Here is a 19,548-nt window from a genome sequence, read left to right on the forward strand (position 1 = left end):
GGCGGCTGGAGCGTCGAGACGGTACCGAGCGGTACCGGGTGGATCAGAGCTTGTTGAAGGCCAGCGAGAGCGCCGACTTCTTGTTGGCGGCCTGGTTGGCGTGGATGACGCCCTTCGAGGCGGCCTTGTCGAGCTTGCGGCTCACGAAGCGCAGGCGCTCGGCGGCGGCATCCTTGTCGCCGGCGGCGGCGGCTTCGCGGAAGCTACGGATGGCGGTGCGCAGCGCGGACTTCACCGACTGGTTGCGCTGACGCGCTTCCTCGTTGGTCCGGATCCGCTTCATCTGGGACTTGATGTTGGCCACGCCTGTATCCTCTGGTTTCCTTTGTCGCTGATGGATGTCTCAAAGTCTGGTAGCGCGCATCAGGCCCCGCGGTAACGCCGGGCAATAGGTAACGCTGCGCCGAAGATCGAGGGTACCAGCACGCTCGCGGCGAACGAAATCGGTCCCGAACCGATCTCGCTGCACCGCCCGCGGACGCCGAGCCGAACCCGTCGCGCCGCCATCCCCGGCGACTCGGCCGGTTCCGGAAATCGTTGTGACGGCCGCCCGCCTGGCGTAACCTTCATTTTCACTTCGGCCGTACCAGTTTTTCCAGCAGGACCAGCACTACCCGGTGTTCTCCGCCGAGGCGGGGACGATCCTCTCGGAAGGCGGACCTCATGTCACCAACTGCGCAGGAAGTCGTCGAAGAAGCCATCGAGCTGAAGCCGATACCCGAACCCAAGAAATGGGCCGCCGAGGCGCTGGGCACCTTCATCCTGGTCATGGGCGGTGTCGGCACCGCGGTCCTGGCCGGGGACAAGGTCGGCGCGCTCGGGGTGGCGCTGGCCTTCGGTTTGACGCTGATGTTCCTGGTCTACGCGATCGGCCCGATCTCGGGCTGTCATGTGAATCCGGCGGTGACGATCGGGCAGCTGCTGATGGGGCGGCTGTCGACGGTGAGCGCGGTCGGCTACGTCATCTCCCAGTTGATCGGCGCGTTCCTGTCCGGTCTGGTGCTGTTCGCCATCGCCAAGAATCTGCCCTCCTACGACCGCGCGGTCGACGGGCTCGGCGCCAACGGCTGGGGTGAGCACAGCCCGTCGGCGCAGACCGGCCCGCTCGGCCATGTGGTCGTGCAGGACGGCTACGGCATGGCGGCCATGATCATCGTCGAGGTGATGCTGACGGCGCTGCTGGTGTTCGTGGTGCTGGCCTCCACCGATCAGATCTCCGATGTCCCGCTGGCCGGGCTGTCGATCGGTGTGACGCTGGCGGTCATTCACCTGATCTCCATCCCGGTCGACAACACCTCCGTCAATCCGGCCCGCAGCCTCGGTGTGGCCCCCTATCAGGACGGTGCGATGGCCCAGTCCTGGGCTTTCGTGGTCTTCCCGCTGATCGGCGGCTGCCTCGGCGCGCTGATCTACGGCATGCTGTTCGGCCGCTCCCGCGACATGATCAGCTGACCTCGTAGAACCAGCAGGCCCCCGCACCGGCGCGGGGGCCTGCTGCCGTTCAGCTCCAGTTGTATTCGATGACCAGCCGGTGCGCGATCACATCGAAGGTCTTGCGCGGCAGGATGGCGCCCTCACGACGGATTCCGGCCTCGGGAACATCGAGCACACGGTCGAGGCGGACCCAGCTCGGCCGGCCGTCGTGGTCCCAGCTGCCGCTGCCGATACCGACCCAATTGCGGTCGTGGGCGCGCACCGGATTCGACGACAGCATCAGCCCGAGCAGGGTGCGGCGGTCCCGGCCGACCACCAGCACCGGCCGGTCCTTGCCATTGGCCGGGTCTTCCTCGAACGGCACCCAGGTCCACACGATCTCGCCCGGGTCGGCCCGCCCGTCCAGATGCGGCGAGTAGACGACCTGGCGGGCGCGCTGCGCGGTGGGTACCGGGGTGGAGGCAGCCGGGCGAACCGGGACGGCGACGGTTTTGCGCGGCGGCGCCAACGATCCGACCGCTCGCTCCAGCAGTGTGGAGCGCTGCAACTTGCCGACCAGCTTCGGCGCCTGCGACTTGACGATCTTGGGACCCTGCTCCTTCGCGATGAGGCCGAGCTGCTTGCCGAGAGAGTTCCAACTGCGGGCCATCACTGGAATATAACGGCGCGCCGCCGCGATCACATCCGCACCGAAGCGGTCCACCGGGCCGTCGATCACCCTGTGGCCGCCGGTAATTGCCGCAATGCCCGGGCCAGCGGAGGGCACCGGCCCCTGCCCATGGGACGATGGAGCGCAGTTCGCCGATACCCGAATGAGGAGTGGAGTGCCCGCCAGCTTCGCCGACACGACGTTCACCGATCCGTCGCGGATCCGGAACTTCTGCATCATCGCGCACATCGACCACGGCAAGTCGACGCTGGCCGACCGGATGCTGCAACTGACCGGAGTGGTCGAGGAGCGGCAGATGCGCGCTCAGTATCTGGACCGGATGGACATCGAGCGCGAACGCGGCATCACCATCAAGGCCCAGAACGTCCGGCTGCCGTGGACCCCGCGCAGCGGCGAGCACGCGGGCACCGATTTCGTGCTGCATCTCATCGACACCCCAGGCCACGTCGACTTCACCTACGAGGTCTCGCGGGCGCTGGAAGCCTGTGAGGGCGCGATCCTGCTGGTCGACGCCGCGCAGGGCATCGAGGCGCAGACGCTGGCCAACCTGTATCTGGCGCTGGACAAGGATCTGACGATCATCCCGGTGCTGAACAAGATCGACCTGCCCGCCGCCGACCCCGACCGGTACGCGGCCGAGCTGGCCCACATCGTCGGCTGCGAGCCGTCGGATGTGCTGCGGGTCTCCGGTAAGACCGGCGTCGGTGTGGCCGAACTGCTCGACGAGGTGATCGCGCAGGTCCCACCGCCGCAGGGCGAGGCCGACGCACCGGCGCGGGCGATGATCTTCGACTCGGTCTACGACACCTACCGCGGCGTGGTGACCTACATCCGGGTGGTGGACGGCAAGCTCACCCCGCGCGAGAAGATCAAGATGATGTCCACCGGCGCGACTCACGAGTTGCTCGAGATCGGCATCGTCTCGCCCGAACCCAAGCCCACGCAGGGTCTCGGTGTCGGTGAGGTGGGTTATCTGATCACCGGTGTGAAGGACGTGCGTCAGTCGAAGGTCGGCGATACCGTCACCGCGGCACGCGGCGGCGCCACCGAACCGCTCACCGGCTACCGCGAACCGCGGCCCATGGTCTACTCCGGCCTCTACCCGGTGGACGGCTCCGACTACCCGGATCTGCGTGACGCGCTGGAGAAGTTGCAGCTCAACGACGCCGCGCTGACCTACACCCCGGAGACCTCGGTGGCGCTGGGCTTCGGTTTCCGCTGCGGCTTCCTCGGTCTGCTGCACATGGAGATCACCCGCGAGCGATTGCAGCGCGAGTTCGATCTGGACTTGATCTCGACCGCGCCGAACGTGGTGTACCGGGTGGAGATGGAGGACGGCAGCGAGCAGGTCGTCACCAACCCGTCGTACTGGCCGGAAGGCAAGGTGCGCCGGGTGTTCGAACCGGTCGTGAAGTGCACCATCATCTCCCCGAGCGAGTTCATCGGCTCGATCATGGAGCTGTGCCAGTCCCGCCGCGGCGAGCTCGGCGGCATGGACTACCTGTCGGAGACCCGCGTCGAGCTGCGCTACACGCTGCCGATGGCCGAAATCATCTTCGACTTCTTCGATTCGCTGAAATCGCGCACCCGCGGCTATGCCAGCCTCGACTACGAGGAGGCGGGCGAGCAGGAATCGCAGCTGGTCAAGGTGGATATCCTGTTGCAGGGCGAGGCCGTCGACGCGTTCAGCGCCATCGTGCACCGCGACGCCGCGCAGGCCTACGGGCACAAGATGACCACCAAGCTGCGCGAGCTGATCCCGCGCCAGCAGTTCGAGGTGCCGATTCAGGCTGCCATCGGCTCGAAAATCATTGCCCGCGAGAACATCCGCGCCATCCGCAAGGACGTGCTGGCCAAGTGCTACGGCGGTGACATCAGCCGTAAGCGCAAGCTGCTGGAGAAGCAGAAGGAAGGCAAGAAGCGGATGAAGACCATCGGCCGGGTCGACGTCCCGCAGGAGGCCTTCGTCGCGGCCCTGTCCTCGGACGCGCAGTCGGATAAGCCGAAAGACAAGAAATAGCGCGCGATCTCGGCTCTACCCAGGGGTTATGGCACCGCCGGTTGGTGCGGGCGGTGCCACCCGGTAACTGGGGGCTGTCGCAATATGCGTGGCGTTGTTAACTTTTTCAGCGTCCCGGAGGATGTGACAGCTGGGTTCTGCACAAATATGGTGGTACCTGATCTTCACTCGGTCGGTTCGGCGCGGTGAGGATGCTGGAAGACCCGAGAGTGGAGTTGTCGTATGACGCGTGACCTGCCCTTCGACGGCGATTTCGAGGCCGACGATCGTGGCGGCGACACTGCCTACCGTGTAGCGAGCGGCGTCGCGCGGGTAGCAAGGGGTGGCGCATACGTAACCGGCGGCGCACTGGTGGCCGCCAACGGCGGTGGGGTTCCGGCCCAGCCCGGCGACCATCATCTCGACAGCTGGAATGCCGGGTGGGCCCGCAACAGCGACCCCGATCCCGATGTGCCAAGCCCGGTGCTCACCTTCCCGGATCCGGAGCCCGGCGACTACCCGGCCACCCCGATCGCGGACCAGGGCCCCGACGCCGACGCGCCCGGGGCCGACCCCTGGGTCACCATGCCGCTGCCGCGACTGGACGGCGGCATGAGCGGAGGGGCGGGCACCGACGCGGGCTTCGGCCTGCCGTCGTTGCCCGGCAACGGATCCGACGGTATGCGGGTGCCCGGTTCGACCGGCGAGGGCGTGCCGGGGCTCGGCGGTATTCCCGGAGCCACCGGTGAGGGTGTGCCCGGTATCGGTGGCATTCCCGGCGCACAGGGCGACGGCGTCCCCGGTCTCGGCGGGATTCCCGGTGCCTCGGGTGAGGGCGTCCCCGGAATCGGTGGCATCCCCGGCACCGGCGAGGCATCCAACGGCCTCACCCTGCCCGGTACCGGCGGGTCGCAGGGCGGAATGATCGAGCCCGGCGGGCAGGGTTTCGGCTTGCCCGGTCACGGACTCGGCCAGGCCGGGCACGGCTTCGGCCTGCCGGGCACCAATGGCTTCGTCGCGCCTGGTTCCAACCCGTTCACGCTGCCCGGCGCCTCGCCCGTTGCTCAGCCGGAGGCCGGCGCGCCCGGCGCGCCCGGCGCGGGTGATCCGTTCGACGGCATCGGCAACGGCGACAACCTCGGAGTCTTCCTCGGCACCGAGCTGAGCGTCGACTTCGGCATCGGCCCGGATGGGATCTACCTCAATACCGCGATGAAGGTCGATTTCGGTGTCGGCAATGTCGGCGACGAACTCGACCAGTACACCGACTGGCTCGCCGACGGTATGCGCGTGCCGGACGGTTCGCGTTCGGGTGTCGGGACAGACGAGGCCGGTGGCCCGCACCAGGGCCTGGTCGGCGGCGTCACGATGCCGCAGGCCGGGGAGGCGAGCTCGGCTGCGGCCGGCGCCTCGGCCACGCAGTCGGCATCGTCGTCGCATGCCGCGTCGCATTCGGCGCACACCTCTTCGCACTCGGCGCACACTTCGCATTCGGCTCCGGTCGCTCCCGCTGCGGCACCCGCCCCGGTTGCACCTGCCCCGGTCGCGCCTGCCCCGGTCGCGCCTGCCGCAATCGCTCCCGTTCCGCCGCCCGCCCCGGCTCCGGTCGCCCCGGTCGCGGTCGCGCAGCCGGTCGTGGCGACGCCGTTGCAGACCACCATCCAGCCCGATGCCGCGACCTCGCCGATCGCCAACGTGATCGCTCCGCCGCCGGGTCCGTCCCCGCTCACCGCGCCCGCCGCCGCGGTGCCGGCGATCTTCGAGCGCTCGATGCCCGCCGAACGGCCGACGCCGCCGGGCACCGGTATCGACGATCCGACCCAGCTCACGCCCGTCACCACCGCCTCTCCCGGTGGGACGACCACGGTCACCTCGACGGTGCCGACCCCGAGCACGCCGGGCAAGACCACCTCGCCGGACCCGAGCACGTCGACGCCGGACGTGAGCGTCACCAAGTTGCCGGGCGCGAGTGTCACCACCCGCCCGGGCAGCTCGACCTCCGACGATCCGATCACCAAGACGCCGGGCGCAGGCAGCAGCCAGCCGAGCACCCGCCCGTCCACGACCGACCCCGACGACGACGTCACCACGCCCGGCAACACCGGCGGCGCCACCACCCGGCCCACCACCGACGCACCGGAGCCGACCACTCGGCCGCAGCCGACGGTCGACACCCCGACCACGGCCGACCTGCCCTCGACGGTGGACCAGCCCACTGCCGACGTGCCCACCGCGGATGTCCCCACTGCCGACGTGCCCACCGCCGATGTTCCGACGGTGAGCGCCCCGCGGCCGACGGCACCGACCTACGATCCGCCCACCCAGGCACCGACCGTCGACATCCAGCCGAACACCCCGGCCCCGACGGTCAAGCCCCAGGTGGTCAAGCCGATCGCCGACCACGACTCCGGATACCACGATCCGGCGTTGCTGGCGGTGGCCTCGTTCACCGACCACAGCCCGTACGGCCTGGCCGGCGGCGAACTCAGCGGCTCGTTGCTGCCGGAGACCACCATGGCGCAGACCCATCACATGGTCGCGCACGTGGACTCCGCCATGCTGTGACCGGGCGAACCGGGACGGGTTGACGGCGCGCGCGGGCGCCATGATCGAATGAAGGCCGACAGCGTGCGAGTGATTCTTCGACGACAGCGACGATAGTAAGGAGCAGGGTTGTCTGCCGCAGCCGGACTCGAGGCCGCGACCGTGAAAAATCCGGACGCCATGGCCCCGCTCATCCGGATCATCGACGAACTGCGGGAGCTGACCCGGTCCGCCGGCCGCGACGATCTCAGCGGCCGGCTGAGCATGGTCCGGGGCAGAGTGAGCGATCCGCGGGTTCGGCTCGTGGTGGTCGGTGACCCCAAGAGCGGGATGAGCAGCCTGGTCAACGCCCTGGTCGGGGCCAAGATCAGCGCCACCGACAGCCCGATCAGCGTCCCGGTCATCATCGAGCACGGCCCGGAGCCCACCGCCACCCTGGTGCGTTCGCTCGGTGGCGGTCGGATCGAACGTCAGCCGGTCGACCCGCTCGACCCGGCGCCCGCGCTCAACGCCAAGGGCGTCATCCGGGCCGAGTTCACCCAGCCCAGCCCACTGCTGGCCGAGGGCGTGGTGCTGATGGACGCGCCCGGTGCGGCCCGCGAGGACAACACCACCTGGTCGATGATCGCCGCCGCCGACGCCGTGCTCTATGTCGGTGACGCCGCCGCCGAGCTGACGCCCGAGCAGATCTCGCACTTGCAGCGCATCCAGCAGATCTGCCCGACGGTGGTCTGCGTGCTGAACAAGATCGACATGCACCCGCATTGGGCGCACACCCAGCAGCGCAACCGCGATCTGCTCGACGCCGCCGGACTCGGTTTCGCCGTCGCGCCGGTGTCGGCGGAGATGCACCGGCAAGCCGGGCTGGTGGGCAACTACCAGCGCGATATCGAATCGGGGCTGCCGCAGCTGGTCGACCACCTGCGCGATTTCGTGGTCAACCGGGCCGACGAGGTCGCCATCGACGCCGCGGCGGGCGATATCCGCCTGGTCTGTGACCATCTGGCGACTTCGCTGCGCACCGAAGCGGAGACGTTGCGGGATCCGCGGCGGCGTTCGGAGATCACCGCGCAGCTGGCCGCCGCCCGCGACGAGGCCGATCAGCTGCGTCAGCGCACCGCCAACTGGCAGGTCACCCTCGCCGACGGCAGCACCGAGCTGATGGCCGATATCGAACACGACCTGCGCCACCGCCTGCGCAGCCTCGTCCGCGACGCCGAAGCCGAGATCGCCCAGACCGATCCGGCCCGGCGCTGGAGCGAATTCGGTACCGATCTCGACGCCCGCATCTGCGAGGCCGTCGAGGAGAACTTCGTGATGGCCCACTACCGTTCGGTGGAGCTGTCGGAGCAGGTGGCGGCCAAGTTCCCGGCCGATCACCGGGCCCCGCCGCTGCCGGATGTGCGGTTGGAGAAGCCGGGCGACGTGCTCGAGCAGGTGGCTCCGCTGGAGCCGCTGGAAAGTGCGAAGACCAGTGTCACCCAGCAGTTCCTGTCCGCGCTGCGCGGTTCCTACGGCGGCATCCTGATGGTCGGTCTGGCCACCAGCCTGCTCGGCATGTCGCTGGTGAATTGGTATTCGGCCGGAGCGGGCGTGCTGCTGGGCATCAACGCCCTGTGGGACGACCGCCGCGCCCGCAAGCAGCGGCGCCAGGCCGAGGCCAAGGTCGCGGTGGCGCGGCTGATGGACGACGTCGTCTTCCAGGTCGGCAAGGAATCCCGCAACCGCCTGCGCGCCACCCAACGGGCGCTGCGCGACCACTTCACCGATATCGCCACCGACGTGCTGCGCAGCGCCGATGAGGCGCTGCGGGTCGCCGAGGAGGCGGGGGCGAAGTACGGCGACCGCGGCCGCGACCGGCTCGACCGCATCGATGCCGATATGGCGACGCTGCGGTCGATCCGCGAACGCGTCGATTCGCTACCCGCCGGCTGATCCAGCAGCGGGGCAACCGTTGACCTACCCGTGCTGCGTGGCCGGCGTATGGGCGGGCACGAAACGTCCGGCCTCGCTGGCCTCTTCGGCCCGGATCACGTGGGTGACCGCGTTGATCAGCGCCAGATGGGTGAACGCCTGCGGGAAATTGCCGAGGTGGCGGCCGCTGTGTGGTTCGATTTCCTCGGCGTAGAGCCGCAGCGGGCTGGCATAGCCCAGCAGGCGTTCGCACATCTGCCGTGCGCGGGGTAGTTCACCGATTTCCACCAGCGCCGACACCAGCCAGAACGAGCAGATGGTGAAAGTGCCCTCCGCACCGGTCAGGCCGTCGTCGGTGGTCTCGGTGCGATAGCGCAGCACCAGGCCGTTTTCGGTGAGCCGGTCGGCGATGGCGAGCACCGTGGCCCGCATGCGGTGGTCGTCGGGCGGCAGGAAACGGGTCAGCAGCGCCAGCAGCAGCGAGGCGTCGAGGGTGGAGCCGCCGTAGGTCTGGGTGAGCACGCCGTCGGCGTCCACGCCGTGGGTGAGCACATCGTCTTTGATCTCCTCGGCGATCTCGTACCAGCGGGCCGCGATCTCCAGCTCACCGTGCAATTCGGCCAGTTTCGCGCCGCGGTCCAGCGCCACCCAGCACATGATCTTGGAGGAGGTGAAATGCTGCGGGTCGCCGCGCACCTCCCAGATGCCGCGATCGGGTTCGCGCCAGTGCCGGATCGCCGCGCCCACCTGACGTTCCAGCAACGGCCACAGCGTCTCCGGCACATGCTGGCGCGACTTGACGTGCAAGTACACCGAATCGAGCATGGTGCCCCAGATATCGTGCTGGTCCTGGTCGTAGGCGCCGTTGCCGATGCGCACCGGCCGCGCCGAGTCGTATCCGGACAGGTGGTCGAGGGTGGTTTCGGTGAGGGTGCGTTCACCGCCGATGCCGTAGAGCACTTGCAGCGGAACGGGTTCGCCGTCCGAGCCGGTGGTCACGTCGTTGAGGAAGGCGAAGAAGTCGTCGGCCTCGCGATCGAGTCCGAGGGTGTAGAGGCCCCACAGCGCGAAGGTGGAGTCGCGCACCCAGCTGTAGCGGTAGTCCCAGTTGCGTTGCCCGCCCGGGGTTTCCGGCAGCGAGGTGGTGGCCGCCGCCATCAGTGCGCCGGTCGGCGCGTAGGTCAGGCCCTTGAGGGTGAGCGCGCTGCGCTGCAGGTAGCTGCGCCAGGGGTGATCGGGGAACTTGCCGAGAGTGATCCATTGCCGCCAGCATTCGGCGGTGGTCCACATCTTCTGCGCCGCCTCGGCGAAGGTCTGCGGTGCGGGTAGCTCCGACCAGGTCAGGGCGACGTAGACCTCGTCACCCTCCTCCATCCTGGTGCGGGCCCGGGCCTCTCGCCCCTCCAGGCCCAGGCGCAGATCGGTGGTCAGCACCAGCGTCGGGCCCGCGCTCGGGTCGGCGGCGCACTGCGCGGTGGCCTCCTCGTAGACCTTGCCGGTGTACTCCCACTGCGCGGTCTCGCGGTGGTAGTCGAAGGAGGGTTCGCAGCTCATCTCGAGCTCGACGGTGCCGCTGACGCATTTCACGGTGCGCAACAGCATGTGCTCGGCATCCCAGTCCATCGGCGTGCGCCGGTGGGTCTTGCTGCGCTGAAAGTTGTTGTGCCACGGCCCGAGTACCAACGCGTCGCGCACGATCAGCCAGCCGGTGGCGGTCTGCCAGGTGGTCTCCAAAATCATGCCGCCGGGCAGGTAGCGCCGGGCCGCGGGCACATTGCGCCCGTACGGGCCGATCCGGAAATGGCCCGCGTTGCGGTCGAGCATCGCACCGAACACGCTCGGCGAATCCGGCCGCGGCACACACATCCACTCCACCGAGCCGTTGCTGGCGATCAGGCAATTGGTTTCGCAGTCGGACAGGAAGGCGTAGTCGTCGATCGGCGGGAAGTTCGAGCGGCGCCGGGATTCGAGGAGGGAATGCGCCGTCTGCTGGATCTGCTCGTCCGAGGTCGCCATAACCTCATGATCACCCCCGAGTCCGGGTGCGTCCACCGCACCCGCCGGTGGCGGCGAGACCGGCCACCGGCGGCGCCGGGTTCAGAGCCGGCGGATCCGGGCCAGCCAGGCGGCGGTATCGATCGGGCCGTCCTGCGGCAGCCCGAGCCGGGCGACCTCTTCGGCGACGACCTCGGTATTGCGCCCGCGATACCGGGCCGGACGCAGGTCCTCGAGCTCCCAGCCGTCGGCGAAGGCGTCCCGGATGATCGAGTCGCTGATCCGCGGACCGAACCCGGGCTCGGCATCGGAGAGCGCCAGGATGTGCACGTGCCCGCCCGGTGCGCAGATGGCCCGCAGGCCCCGCACGTAGGTGGCCCTGGCCTGCGGATCGTCGCCGAATACGTGGAACAGGGCACTGTCGACGATGGTGTCGAAGGTACCGAGATCGCCCGGTTCGCGATCGGCGATGGCCAGCACGTCGACCACCTCGAACCGTGCGTTCGGCACGCCCTTGGCGGCGGCGTTGCGCCGGGCGTAGTCGACCGCGCTCGGCGACAGGTCGACGCCCAGCACGTCATAGCCCAGTTTCGTCAGCAGAATGGTGTGTTCACCGGCACCGGCGCCGGGGTCGAGCACCCGGCCGCGGATCGCGCCGGTGCGCTCGAGGTCGACGATCGCCGGCTGCGGCTCGCCGATCACCCAGGGAGCGGTGTCGTTGTCGTAGACGGTGTTCCAGAATTCCGCGGCTCGTGTCATGGTCTCCAGCGTGCACTCTCAACCACGGTTGAGGTCAACGGTGGCGGCGTGGCGAGGACGGAGGCCGGATCCGGGCGTCGATTAGGCTGGTGATCGTGGATCGCATAGCGGGTTGGTGGGACGGCTTCGAACTGTGGGTGGCGGGACTTCCGTTCATCCCGCAGTTCCTGGTGGTGCTGGTGGGCATGGTGCCGATCAGCTTCGCCATCGCCTATCTGCTCGACCGCGCCCTCAAGGTCGTTCAGCACCGGGTCGGGCTGGCCCAGCACCGGATGCGGGCCGGCCGCTACCGTTCGGCCCGGCTGGCCCAGGCGGCAGCACCCGTGGAACCGCTGGTGCAGCCTCGCGAGCACGCGCAGAGCGGAGCCCGCTGATGCCACGCTCGCGCGTTCAGCTGGCCCTGGTCGCCCTGCTCGTGCTGGTGCTGGTGGCCTGGTTCTTCACTCGCTGACCGAGTCCGAACCGCGCCGCCACTCGGTGAATCGTTTGCCGAGATCGGCCACCGCGCCGCCCACCTCCTGGCCGACGGAATTGACCGCGGCGCCCATATCGCGCCCCATCGTGCGCACCGTGCGGATCAGCGGATCCTCGGACTGGTCGAAGGTGTCGCGGTAGCTGCGCGCCGCCTGTTTGATCTCCTCGCTGATCTTGGCGTTCTTATCGTGCGCCCGGCGCGGGTAATCGCCGCCGAGGATGCGTTCGTAGTCGCCGCTCTGGATCCAGCGCCGCAGCTCGGCGGCCCGCAGCACCGAGAACGGGTGGCTCTGCAACTCCAGATTCAGCAGCTTGAGCACACCGTCGCGCAGGTCACCGGAGCGCTCGTAGTCATCGGCCTGGGCCAGGAACGCCCCGTGATTCATCTCCTCGACCCGCGCGCCGCCGGCCAATTTCATATGCACCCGCACCGACGCCTCCACGTCCTGCCCGCACAGCAGCCCGGCGCGGTCGCCGGAGAGTTCGGATTTGCGGCTCCATTCCATCAGCGCGGCGACGATTGCGCGCAACGCCCAGCCGCCGATCGGCATCCACCCCAGCCCGTCGGCCATCCGCAGCAGATGCATCAGCATCGTGCGATAGACCGCGTGCCCGGACATCGCATGGCCGAGCTCGTGACCGAGGGTGAAGCGCATCTCCTCGTGGTCGAGCAGATCGACCAGTCCGGTGGTCAGCACGATGAACGGCTTGTCCATCCCGATGGTGAAGGCGTTCACCTCCGGGCTCTGCACCACGAACAGTTCCGGCGTGGTGGGCGCATCGAGGATCTCGACGCAGTCCTGACGCAGCTGGTGCAGGTAACGGAACTGCCGTTCACCCACCCGGACTGCGGTCGCCAGATACATGAGCCGGTACTGCCGTTCGCGCAGCAGCCCCGACATGGTGCGCAGGACCAGATCGAATCCGCCGAGCGAACGCAACGCCACCAGCGCGGTCCGATCGGCGGGATGTTCCCAGGCGCGCGTGCTGATTTCGGGCAGTCGGGTGCGCAGCCGGTCTGGGCTGGTCGTCATGGTGTTACCCCCGTAGATCTCGGATTCGGTGATTCGAATCGCTTCGAGTGCTCTGCTACAGTCTGCCGGGTGTCGTCGAGTGTTGTGCCGCAGGTCCGCCATGAATTGGCGTTGATCGCGGTGGGGTGCCTCGTCGTCGCGGATATTCACTGTCGGTAGGGGATTGCCGGGTCGGCGCCCGGTGCGAGCGGATCGCGCTGTGGCCTGGATCGCTCGGTCAGCCGCCCTCGGGCGGGCTCATGTCGAACCCGGATAGTCTTTCCATCAGCCCAGTTGTCCTCGAGTCGCCGCGCGCAGTCGCCCCGGCGACGCCCAGAAAGGTCACCATGCCACGCTTCAGCCGGCTCCGTGCCCGCGGATACCGCCTCGCGGCGAGCGCGGTGGCGCTCACGGCTGTGGTGCTCACCGGATGCGCCGGAGGACCCAGCGACAGCATCGACGGCAGCGTCGCGGACGGGTCCGGCGGGCGAATCGATCTCTACGCCTACTCCGCGGTCAAGCCGGGCGTGGAAGCGGTGGTGGACGAATTCAACAAGACCGAGGCCGGCGAGGGGGTCCAGGTCCGCCAGTCCTACGGCGCCTCCGGTGATCAATCGCGCAAGGTCGCCGACGGCGCGGCCGCGGACCTGGTGGCCTTCTCCCTGGCGCCCGACATCACCCGGCTGGTCGACGCCGGCCTGGTCGACGCCGACTGGAACGCCGGTGCCACCAAGGGGGTGCCCTTCGGTTCGGTCGTCGTCCTCGTCGTCCGCGAGGGCAACCCGAAGAACATCCGGACCTGGGACGATCTGGTGAAGCCCGGCGTCGAGGTGGTCACGCCGAATCCGTTCAGTTCCGGTTCGGCGAAATGGAATCTGCTCGCCCCGTACGCGGCCAAGAGCGACGGCGGTAAGAACCCGCAGGCCGGATTGGACTACCTGAGCCGGCTCATCTCGCCCGAGCATGTGCGGGTCCAGCCCAAATCGGGCCGGGAAGCCACCGAGACCTTCCTCCAGGGCACCGGCGATGTGCTGATCAGCTACGAGAACGAGGCCCTGTTCGCCGAACGGCACGGTGACCCGGTCGAACACGTCATCCCCGAGGACACCTTCCGCATCGACAACCCGGTCGCGGTGCTGAACAGCAGCGCCAACCAGGAGAAGGCGCTGGCGTTTCGCGACTTCATCTACACCACCCCGGCGCAGCGCGCCTGGGCCGAATCGGGATTCCGCCCGGTCGATCCCGGGGTCGCCGCCGAATTCGCCGCCGACTTCCCGCAGCCGCGGACATTGCGGACCATCGACGACCTCGGTGGCTGGGACGCGGTCGACCGCGAGCTGTTCGCTCCGGGCAGCGGCACGATCGCCGTCATCTACGACTCGGCCACCAAATAGTCCGGTGACGCGGCACACACGAGAAACTGGACAACTGTGACTGACAGCAACAACAGCGCCGCCGCACCGGCGCGCACCGGGCCGAACTGGTCGTGGCTGCGCGTCACCGGGTCGGTCGGCCCGCTCGGCATCGCCACCGCGGTGCTGTGGCTGAGCGTGATCGTCCTGCTGCCGCTGGCCGCCCTCACCGTCAACGCCTTCGACGACGGCTGGTCGGGTTTCTGGGACGCGATCACCGCGCCGGTCGCGTTGGCCTCGCTGCGGGTGACGGTGCTCGTCTCCATCGTCGTCGCCCTGATCAACGTCGTGATGGGCACGCTGATCGCGTGGGTCCTGGTGCGCGACGATTTCCCCGGCAAGGGCATCGTCAACGCGCTCATCGATCTGCCCTTCGCGCTGCCGACGATCGTTGCCAGCATCGTGCTGCTGTCGCTGTACGGCCCGCAGAGTCCGTTCAATATCCACCTCAACGCCACCCAGCCCGGACTGGTGGTCGCGCTGGCGTTCGTGACGCTGCCGTTCGTGGTGCGCTCGGTGCAGCCGGTGCTCATCGAGCTGGACCGGGAGGTGGAACAGGCCGCGCTGTCGCTGGGCGCGGACAACTTCACCACCTTCCGCCGGATCGTGCTGCCCGCGCTCGCCCCGGCGATCATCAGCGGCGGCGGGCTGGCCTTCGCCCGCGCCATCGGCGAGTTCGGTTCGGTCGTGCTGATCGGCGGCAATATTCCGCGCGAGACCCAGATGGCCTCCCAATACATTCAGCAGCAGATCGAGGTCGATCAGCCGGTGAGCGCCGCCGCGGTCTCGGTTGCATTGCTGGCCATCGCCTTCGTCACGCTGCTCACGCTGCGCTTGTTCGTGGCGCGGATGTCGCGCAAAGAAGAGGAGTCGTGATGTCTGCTGTGCGCCGGATCGTCCGGGACGCGACGCGGCAGGAGTCGCGGTGAAGCTGTCGACGCCGACCAGATTGTCGATGCGGGTCATCGCCCTGGGATACCTGTTCGTCCTGCTGGTACTGCCGCTCGGGGTGATCCTGACCCGGGCCTTCGGTGACGGCATCGGCGCGTTCATCGACTGGATCAGTACGCCCGCCGCGATTTCGGCGTTCAACCTGTCGATGATCATCGTCGCCATCGTGGTGCCGTTGAACGTGGTGTTCGGTGTGATCACCGCGATCGCGCTGGTACGCGGCCGATTCCCCGGCCGCGGTCTGCTTCAGGGCCTGGTGGACCTGCCGTTCGCGGTCTCACCGGTCGTGGTCGGTGTGGCGCTGATCCTGCTGTGGGGTTCGGGCGGATGGTTCGGCGGAGTCGAGTCGCTGGGTTTCCGGGTGATCTTCGGGCTGCCCGGCATGGTCATCGCCACCATCTTCGTGACATTGCCGTATGTGGTGCGCGAGGTCGAACCGGTGCTGCACGAGATCGGCAACGATCAAGAGCAGGCCGCCGCCACCCTGGGCGCCTCCGGCTGGCAGACGTTCTGGCGGATCACGGTCCCGGCCATCCGCTGGGGCCTGACCTACGGCATCGTGCTGACCGTCGCGCGCTCACTCGGCGAATTCGGCGCGGTGATCATGGTGTCGTCGGGCTTCCCCGGTGTCTCGCAGACGCTGACGCTGCTGGTGCATTCGCGCTACATCGACGACCACAACACCTTCGGTGCCTACTGCGCCGCCACCCTGCTCATGGGCATTGCCCTGGTCACCCTGCTGCTGATGACCCTGCTCGAACGCAAACGGGGCACCAAATGATCGGCACTGCCGTGCGCAGGGCACACCTGTCGACTGCCGGAGGCAACCAATGATTACCGTGACCAACGCGCGTAAGAACTACGGCTCGTTCGCCGCGCTGGACGACGTCAGCATCGACATCCCCTCCGGTGAGCTGACCGCGCTGCTCGGCCCATCCGGCTCCGGTAAGTCGACGCTGCTGCGCTCGATCGCCGGCCTGGAGACGCTGGACTCGGGCGTGGTGGTGATCTCCGACCGCGACGTCACCCGGGTGCCGCCGCAGAAGCGCGATATCGGCTTCGTCTTCCAGCACTACGCCGCCTTCAAGCACATGACCGTGCGCGACAACGTGGCCTTCGGGCTCAAGATCCGCAAGCGGCCCAAGGCCGAGATCGCCAAGCGGGTCGACGAGCTGCTCGGCATCGTCGGCCTCGACGGTTTCCAGCACCGGTATCCGGCGCAGCTGTCGGGTGGTCAGCGTCAGCGCATGGCCCTGGCCCGCGCGCTGGCCGTCGACCCGCAGGTGCTGCTGCTGGACGAGCCGTTCGGCGCGCTCGACGCCAAGGTCCGCGCCGATCTGCGGACCTGGCTGCGCCGGCTGCACGACGAGGTGCACGTGACCACCGTGCTGGTGACCCACGATCAGGAAGAGGCCCTGGATGTGGCCGACCGGATCGCGGTGATGAACGCCGGGCGCATCGAGCAGATCGGTACACCCGAAGACGTCTACGACCGGCCCGCCAACGAGTTCGTCATGTCCTTCCTCGGCGCGGTGGCCCGGCTCAACGGTCATCTGGTGCGCCCGCACGACATTCGGGTGGGCCGCGATCCGAGCATGGCGCTGGCCGAGCACGAGGGCACCGCGGAATCGGCCGGGGTCACCCGGGCCACGGTGGAGCGGGTGGTGCATCTCGGGTTCGAGGTGCGGGTGGAGATGCGCAATGCCGCCACCGGCGATCTGTTCGCGGCGCAGGTGACCCGCGGTGACGCCGAGGCGCTGCGGCTGTCGGAGGGCGAGACCGTCTACGCCCGTGCCACTCGCATCCCGGAATTGCCCACCAGCTGAGCGCATCTCGGTGTTCGGCGTAGCGCCGGGCAGTGTCCGATCGGCAAACCGGATCAGGGCACTCGGCGTGTCCGCTCCGCCTCCGGGTGGATGACGGCCCGTCGGCATGAACTCCGCGACTGGGCTGGTGAGAGCGTCGCAGGCGAGCCGTTTTCCCGGTGCGGGGGAGAGGCGATGGCGGACAACCTGATGTCCGGTGGTTGGCAGGCCGATCGCGGAATGATTGCCTGATGGTCGTTCGAAGCATGTCCGCTCGGCGATCAGGTGGATTTCGATGGCGTTTGGTCTCGGATTGAGCATCGGCACGGTGAACACGGTTTCGGCAGTAGCACAGGATGATTCGGTGAAGGCGCCGCCCGGCCGCCGGCGCCGGGCCGCCCGGCCACCGGCCCGCACGCACCGCACCACCCTCGCCTTCGACAGCACGGGCACGGCCCGCCTCGGCGTCATCCCCCGGCACGGCCGGGTGGTCACCGAATTCGCCGATCTCACCCAGCGTGGCGCCGTCGCCGCCCGGATCGGCAATCGCACGCTGACCCCGGCCGATCTGGTGGCCGTCGTGGCCGACTGTCTGATCACGGAATTGCGCGACGAACCGGGCGCGGGCGATGCGGGCATCACGCTGGCCCACCCGGTGGGCTACAGCGACGAACAGGTCGGCGCACTACGCACCGCGTTGGACGCCGCCGGACTGGAACGGGTGGCGCTGGTGGCCGAACCGGTCGCCGCCGCCGCATGGCTGGAGGCCGAGCACGGCCCGCTCATGCCCGGGCTGGCCCTGGTCTACGACCTGGGCGGCGCGAGCCTGGACGTCACGCTGGTGCGCGTCGGGGCCGGCTGCCCGGACAATCCGGTGCTCGGCACCCTGCGCTCGCGCGATTTCGGCGGGCGGGCCTTCGGGGCATTGATGACCGCGCGGGCCGTCCACGGCGCCGACGGCGATACGGCCGGGCCGTCGAGCCCGCTGGTTCAGGATCGCGCGAGTGAGCTGCGCGGCGAGCATGTCCGCGACTCGCTGGAGCTGGTCTACCGCTGTCTGCGGCTGGCCGATGTGACCATGGCCGACGTCGACCGGGTGCTGGTCGTCGGTGGTGCCGCCCGTCCTGCCGAGGTGGCGCGGGTGCTGGGGGACGAACTGGCGCGGCCGGTCGTCACCGCGCCCGATCCGGAGCGCACCATCGCCACCGGCGCCGCGCTGCTGGCCCGCCGCGCGGCCTTGTCTTCGGAGCCGGCAACTCGGGTCAGCGGAACTCGACCCTGGGGTTTTTCCCGGCGAGGCGGCCGCCGGGCTGCGCGCGTGGCGGCTGCGGCGGCGGTCTGCGCGGGTGCCGTCGGGCTGACGCTCGCGGTGCCGGGTGATGCGGTCTTCGCGGCGCTGTCCCAGCTCGGAGTGGGGTAGCGGCGAGGCAGGCGCCGGGCGGCGACCCGGATGTGTCCTCGGAATCCGACCCGCCGCCCGGACCAGCCCATGTTGACGTGACTCTCGGTTGATGTAACTATTGGGAACAGTAATAGGTATTCCCGACCGAGAGGCAGTGACGACGATGTCCGCAGCCACCACGACACCCGACACCGACCCGGTGGTCGCGCAGGCCCAGGAGTACGCCCAGAAGCTGCTGCTGCTGTCGGAGGGCTCGGTGAACCGGCACTTCGATCCCTTCGAAGACATCGACTGGGAGAACCCGGACTTCGACGCCGACACCAAGCCCGAGCGCTGGATCCTGCCCCAGTCCGCCGATCCGCTCGGCCGCCACCCGTGGTACCTGGCGCTCTCGGACGAGCAGAAGATCGCGGTTGGCAAGTACCGCCAGGCCAACGTGGCCAAGGTCGGTCTCCAGTTCGAGGCCATCCTCATCAGCGGCATGATGCAGCATGTCTTCGGCCTGCCCAACGGCTCGCCGGAGTTCCGCTACTGCTCCCACGAGATGATCGAGGAGCACAACCACACCCTGATGTTCCAGGAGATGGTCAACCGCATCGGCATCGATGTGCCGGGCATGGGCCCGCTGGTGCGTCAGCTGCGCCACCTGGCCGTTCCGGTCGCGGTGCTGACCCCGAATCTGTTCTTCATGGCCGTGCTCGCCGGCGAGGAGCCGATCGACCACATCCAGAAGGACATCCTGCGCTCGGGCGAGGAAGTGCACCCGATCATGCGCGGTGTCATGGCGATTCACGTCGCCGAAGAGGCCCGCCACATCTCCTTCGCGCACGAGTTCCTCAAGCAACATGTGCCCGAGGGCAATGCGGCCAACCGCTTCGTGCTCTCGCTGGCCATGCCGATCATCATGTGGATCCTCGGCCGCTCCATCGCCACCCCGCCGCGCAAGTTCTTCGACGAGTTCGGCATTCCGGATTCGGTGCGTAAGGAGCTGTTCTACGGCTCCAAGGAAGCCAAGCAGGTCTTCAGCGACTACTTCGCCGATGTCCGTTCGCTGGCCAAGGAGCTGGGCCTGATGAACCCGGTCTCCAAGCGCGTGTGGAAGCTGCTCGGTATCGACGGTCACTCGACCCGCTACCGTTCCGAGCCGCTGCGCGTGGTCGGCAAGGCGGCCTGAGG

At 68.6% G+C, this 19,548-nt stretch carries 17 protein-coding genes; 12 read left to right on the forward strand and 5 right to left on the reverse strand.

Translation table 11 applies throughout. From position 1 onward, the window contains the following. Nucleotides 1–43 precede the first annotated feature (43 nt). The gene (gene rpsT, locus NOCYR_RS07335; protein ID WP_014349721.1) at nucleotides 44–304 is read right to left on the reverse strand and encodes a 30S ribosomal protein S20; all 261 of its coding nucleotides are present in this window, start codon (nucleotides 302–304) and stop codon (nucleotides 44–46) included. Between the two features lie 359 nt (nucleotides 305–663). Between rpsT and NOCYR_RS07340 the strand changes: the two genes are divergently transcribed. Continuing rightward, entirely contained in the window at nucleotides 664–1,452 is a 789-nt protein-coding gene (locus NOCYR_RS07340; protein WP_014349722.1) for an aquaporin, read from the forward strand. Nucleotides 1,453–1,501: 49 nt separating this feature from the next. Here the strand turns inward: NOCYR_RS07340 and NOCYR_RS07345 are convergent, their stop codons facing one another. Next, nucleotides 1,502–2,083 carry a type II toxin-antitoxin system PemK/MazF family toxin gene (locus tag NOCYR_RS07345; RefSeq protein WP_048833977.1) on the reverse strand — a complete coding sequence of 194 codons (582 nt, stop codon included), beginning with the start codon at nucleotides 2,081–2,083 and terminating at the stop codon, nucleotides 1,502–1,504. Nucleotides 2,084–2,246: 163 nt separating this feature from the next. On the opposite strand from NOCYR_RS07345, the gene lepA reads away from it, so the two are divergent. From lepA to NOCYR_RS07360, 3 genes are all read left to right on the forward strand, one after another. Beyond that, complete coding sequence (gene lepA / locus NOCYR_RS07350) at nucleotides 2,247–4,124, forward strand: translation elongation factor 4 (RefSeq protein ID WP_048833116.1); 1,878 nt, start codon at nucleotides 2,247–2,249, stop codon at nucleotides 4,122–4,124. Nucleotides 4,125–4,346: 222 nt separating this feature from the next. Beyond that, a complete protein-coding gene (locus NOCYR_RS30025) occupies nucleotides 4,347–6,668 on the forward strand; it encodes a hypothetical protein (RefSeq protein WP_014349725.1) in 2,322 nt (773 codons plus the stop codon). 108 nt (nucleotides 6,669–6,776) lie between these two features. Continuing rightward, nucleotides 6,777–8,582 carry a dynamin family protein gene (locus tag NOCYR_RS07360; RefSeq protein WP_014349726.1) on the forward strand — a complete coding sequence of 602 codons (1,806 nt, stop codon included), beginning with the start codon at nucleotides 6,777–6,779 and terminating at the stop codon, nucleotides 8,580–8,582. Nucleotides 8,583–8,606: 24 nt separating this feature from the next. Here the strand turns inward: NOCYR_RS07360 and NOCYR_RS07365 are convergent, their stop codons facing one another. Both NOCYR_RS07365 and NOCYR_RS07370 read right to left on the reverse strand, forming a co-directional pair. Continuing rightward, nucleotides 8,607–10,577, reverse strand: coding sequence for a glycoside hydrolase family 15 protein (locus tag NOCYR_RS07365; RefSeq protein WP_014349727.1), 1,971 nt, complete (start codon nucleotides 10,575–10,577; stop codon nucleotides 8,607–8,609). 81 nt (nucleotides 10,578–10,658) lie between these two features. Further along, nucleotides 10,659–11,315 (reverse strand): class I SAM-dependent methyltransferase, encoded by a 657-nt coding sequence (locus NOCYR_RS07370; RefSeq protein ID WP_014349728.1) that lies wholly within the window; start codon nucleotides 11,313–11,315, stop codon nucleotides 10,659–10,661. A gap of 95 nt (nucleotides 11,316–11,410) precedes the next feature. Here NOCYR_RS07370 and NOCYR_RS07375 point away from each other — a divergent pair, with 95 nt between their 5' ends. Next, complete coding sequence (locus NOCYR_RS07375; protein WP_048833979.1) at nucleotides 11,411–11,689, forward strand: hypothetical protein; 279 nt, start codon at nucleotides 11,411–11,413, stop codon at nucleotides 11,687–11,689. 66 nt (nucleotides 11,690–11,755) lie between these two features. On the opposite strand, the gene NOCYR_RS07380 is transcribed toward NOCYR_RS07375, so the two are convergent. Next, a complete protein-coding gene (locus tag NOCYR_RS07380) occupies nucleotides 11,756–12,823 on the reverse strand; it encodes a M48 family metallopeptidase (RefSeq protein ID WP_014349730.1) in 1,068 nt (355 codons plus the stop codon). A gap of 69 nt (nucleotides 12,824–12,892) precedes the next feature. Between NOCYR_RS07380 and NOCYR_RS30875 the strand changes: the two genes are divergently transcribed. The 7 genes from NOCYR_RS30875 (at nucleotide 12,893) to NOCYR_RS07410 (ending at nucleotide 19,546) form a co-directional block, all read left to right on the forward strand. After that, nucleotides 12,893–12,982 carry an Ms4533A family Cys-rich leader peptide gene (locus NOCYR_RS30875; RefSeq protein ID WP_324192512.1) on the forward strand — a complete coding sequence of 30 codons (90 nt, stop codon included), beginning with the start codon at nucleotides 12,893–12,895 and terminating at the stop codon, nucleotides 12,980–12,982. A gap of 167 nt (nucleotides 12,983–13,149) precedes the next feature. After that, nucleotides 13,150–14,196 (forward strand): sulfate ABC transporter substrate-binding protein, encoded by a 1,047-nt coding sequence (locus NOCYR_RS07385; protein WP_014349731.1) that lies wholly within the window; start codon nucleotides 13,150–13,152, stop codon nucleotides 14,194–14,196. A gap of 96 nt (nucleotides 14,197–14,292) precedes the next feature. Continuing rightward, entirely contained in the window at nucleotides 14,293–15,090 is a 798-nt protein-coding gene (gene cysT / locus NOCYR_RS07390; RefSeq protein WP_228781075.1) for a sulfate ABC transporter permease subunit CysT, read from the forward strand. 49 nt (nucleotides 15,091–15,139) lie between these two features. After that, complete coding sequence (cysW, locus tag NOCYR_RS07395; RefSeq protein WP_014349733.1) at nucleotides 15,140–15,946, forward strand: sulfate ABC transporter permease subunit CysW; 807 nt, start codon at nucleotides 15,140–15,142, stop codon at nucleotides 15,944–15,946. A gap of 49 nt (nucleotides 15,947–15,995) precedes the next feature. Beyond that, on the forward strand, nucleotides 15,996–16,991 hold the full coding sequence (locus tag NOCYR_RS07400; RefSeq protein ID WP_014349734.1) for a sulfate/molybdate ABC transporter ATP-binding protein: 996 nt from the start codon (nucleotides 15,996–15,998) through the stop codon (nucleotides 16,989–16,991). Nucleotides 16,992–17,265: 274 nt separating this feature from the next. Then, nucleotides 17,266–18,390, forward strand: coding sequence for an Hsp70 family protein (locus tag NOCYR_RS07405; protein ID WP_081505334.1), 1,125 nt, complete (start codon nucleotides 17,266–17,268; stop codon nucleotides 18,388–18,390). A 145-nt stretch (nucleotides 18,391–18,535) separates the two neighbouring features. Then, on the forward strand, nucleotides 18,536–19,546 hold the full coding sequence (locus NOCYR_RS07410) for an AurF N-oxygenase family protein (protein WP_014349736.1): 1,011 nt from the start codon (nucleotides 18,536–18,538) through the stop codon (nucleotides 19,544–19,546). Nucleotides 19,547–19,548 lie beyond the last annotated feature (2 nt).

Origin of the sequence: Nocardia cyriacigeorgica GUH-2, from assembly GCF_000284035.1 — a bacterium.
GTDB classification, from domain to species: Bacteria; Actinomycetota; Actinomycetes; order Mycobacteriales; family Mycobacteriaceae; genus Nocardia; species Nocardia cyriacigeorgica_B.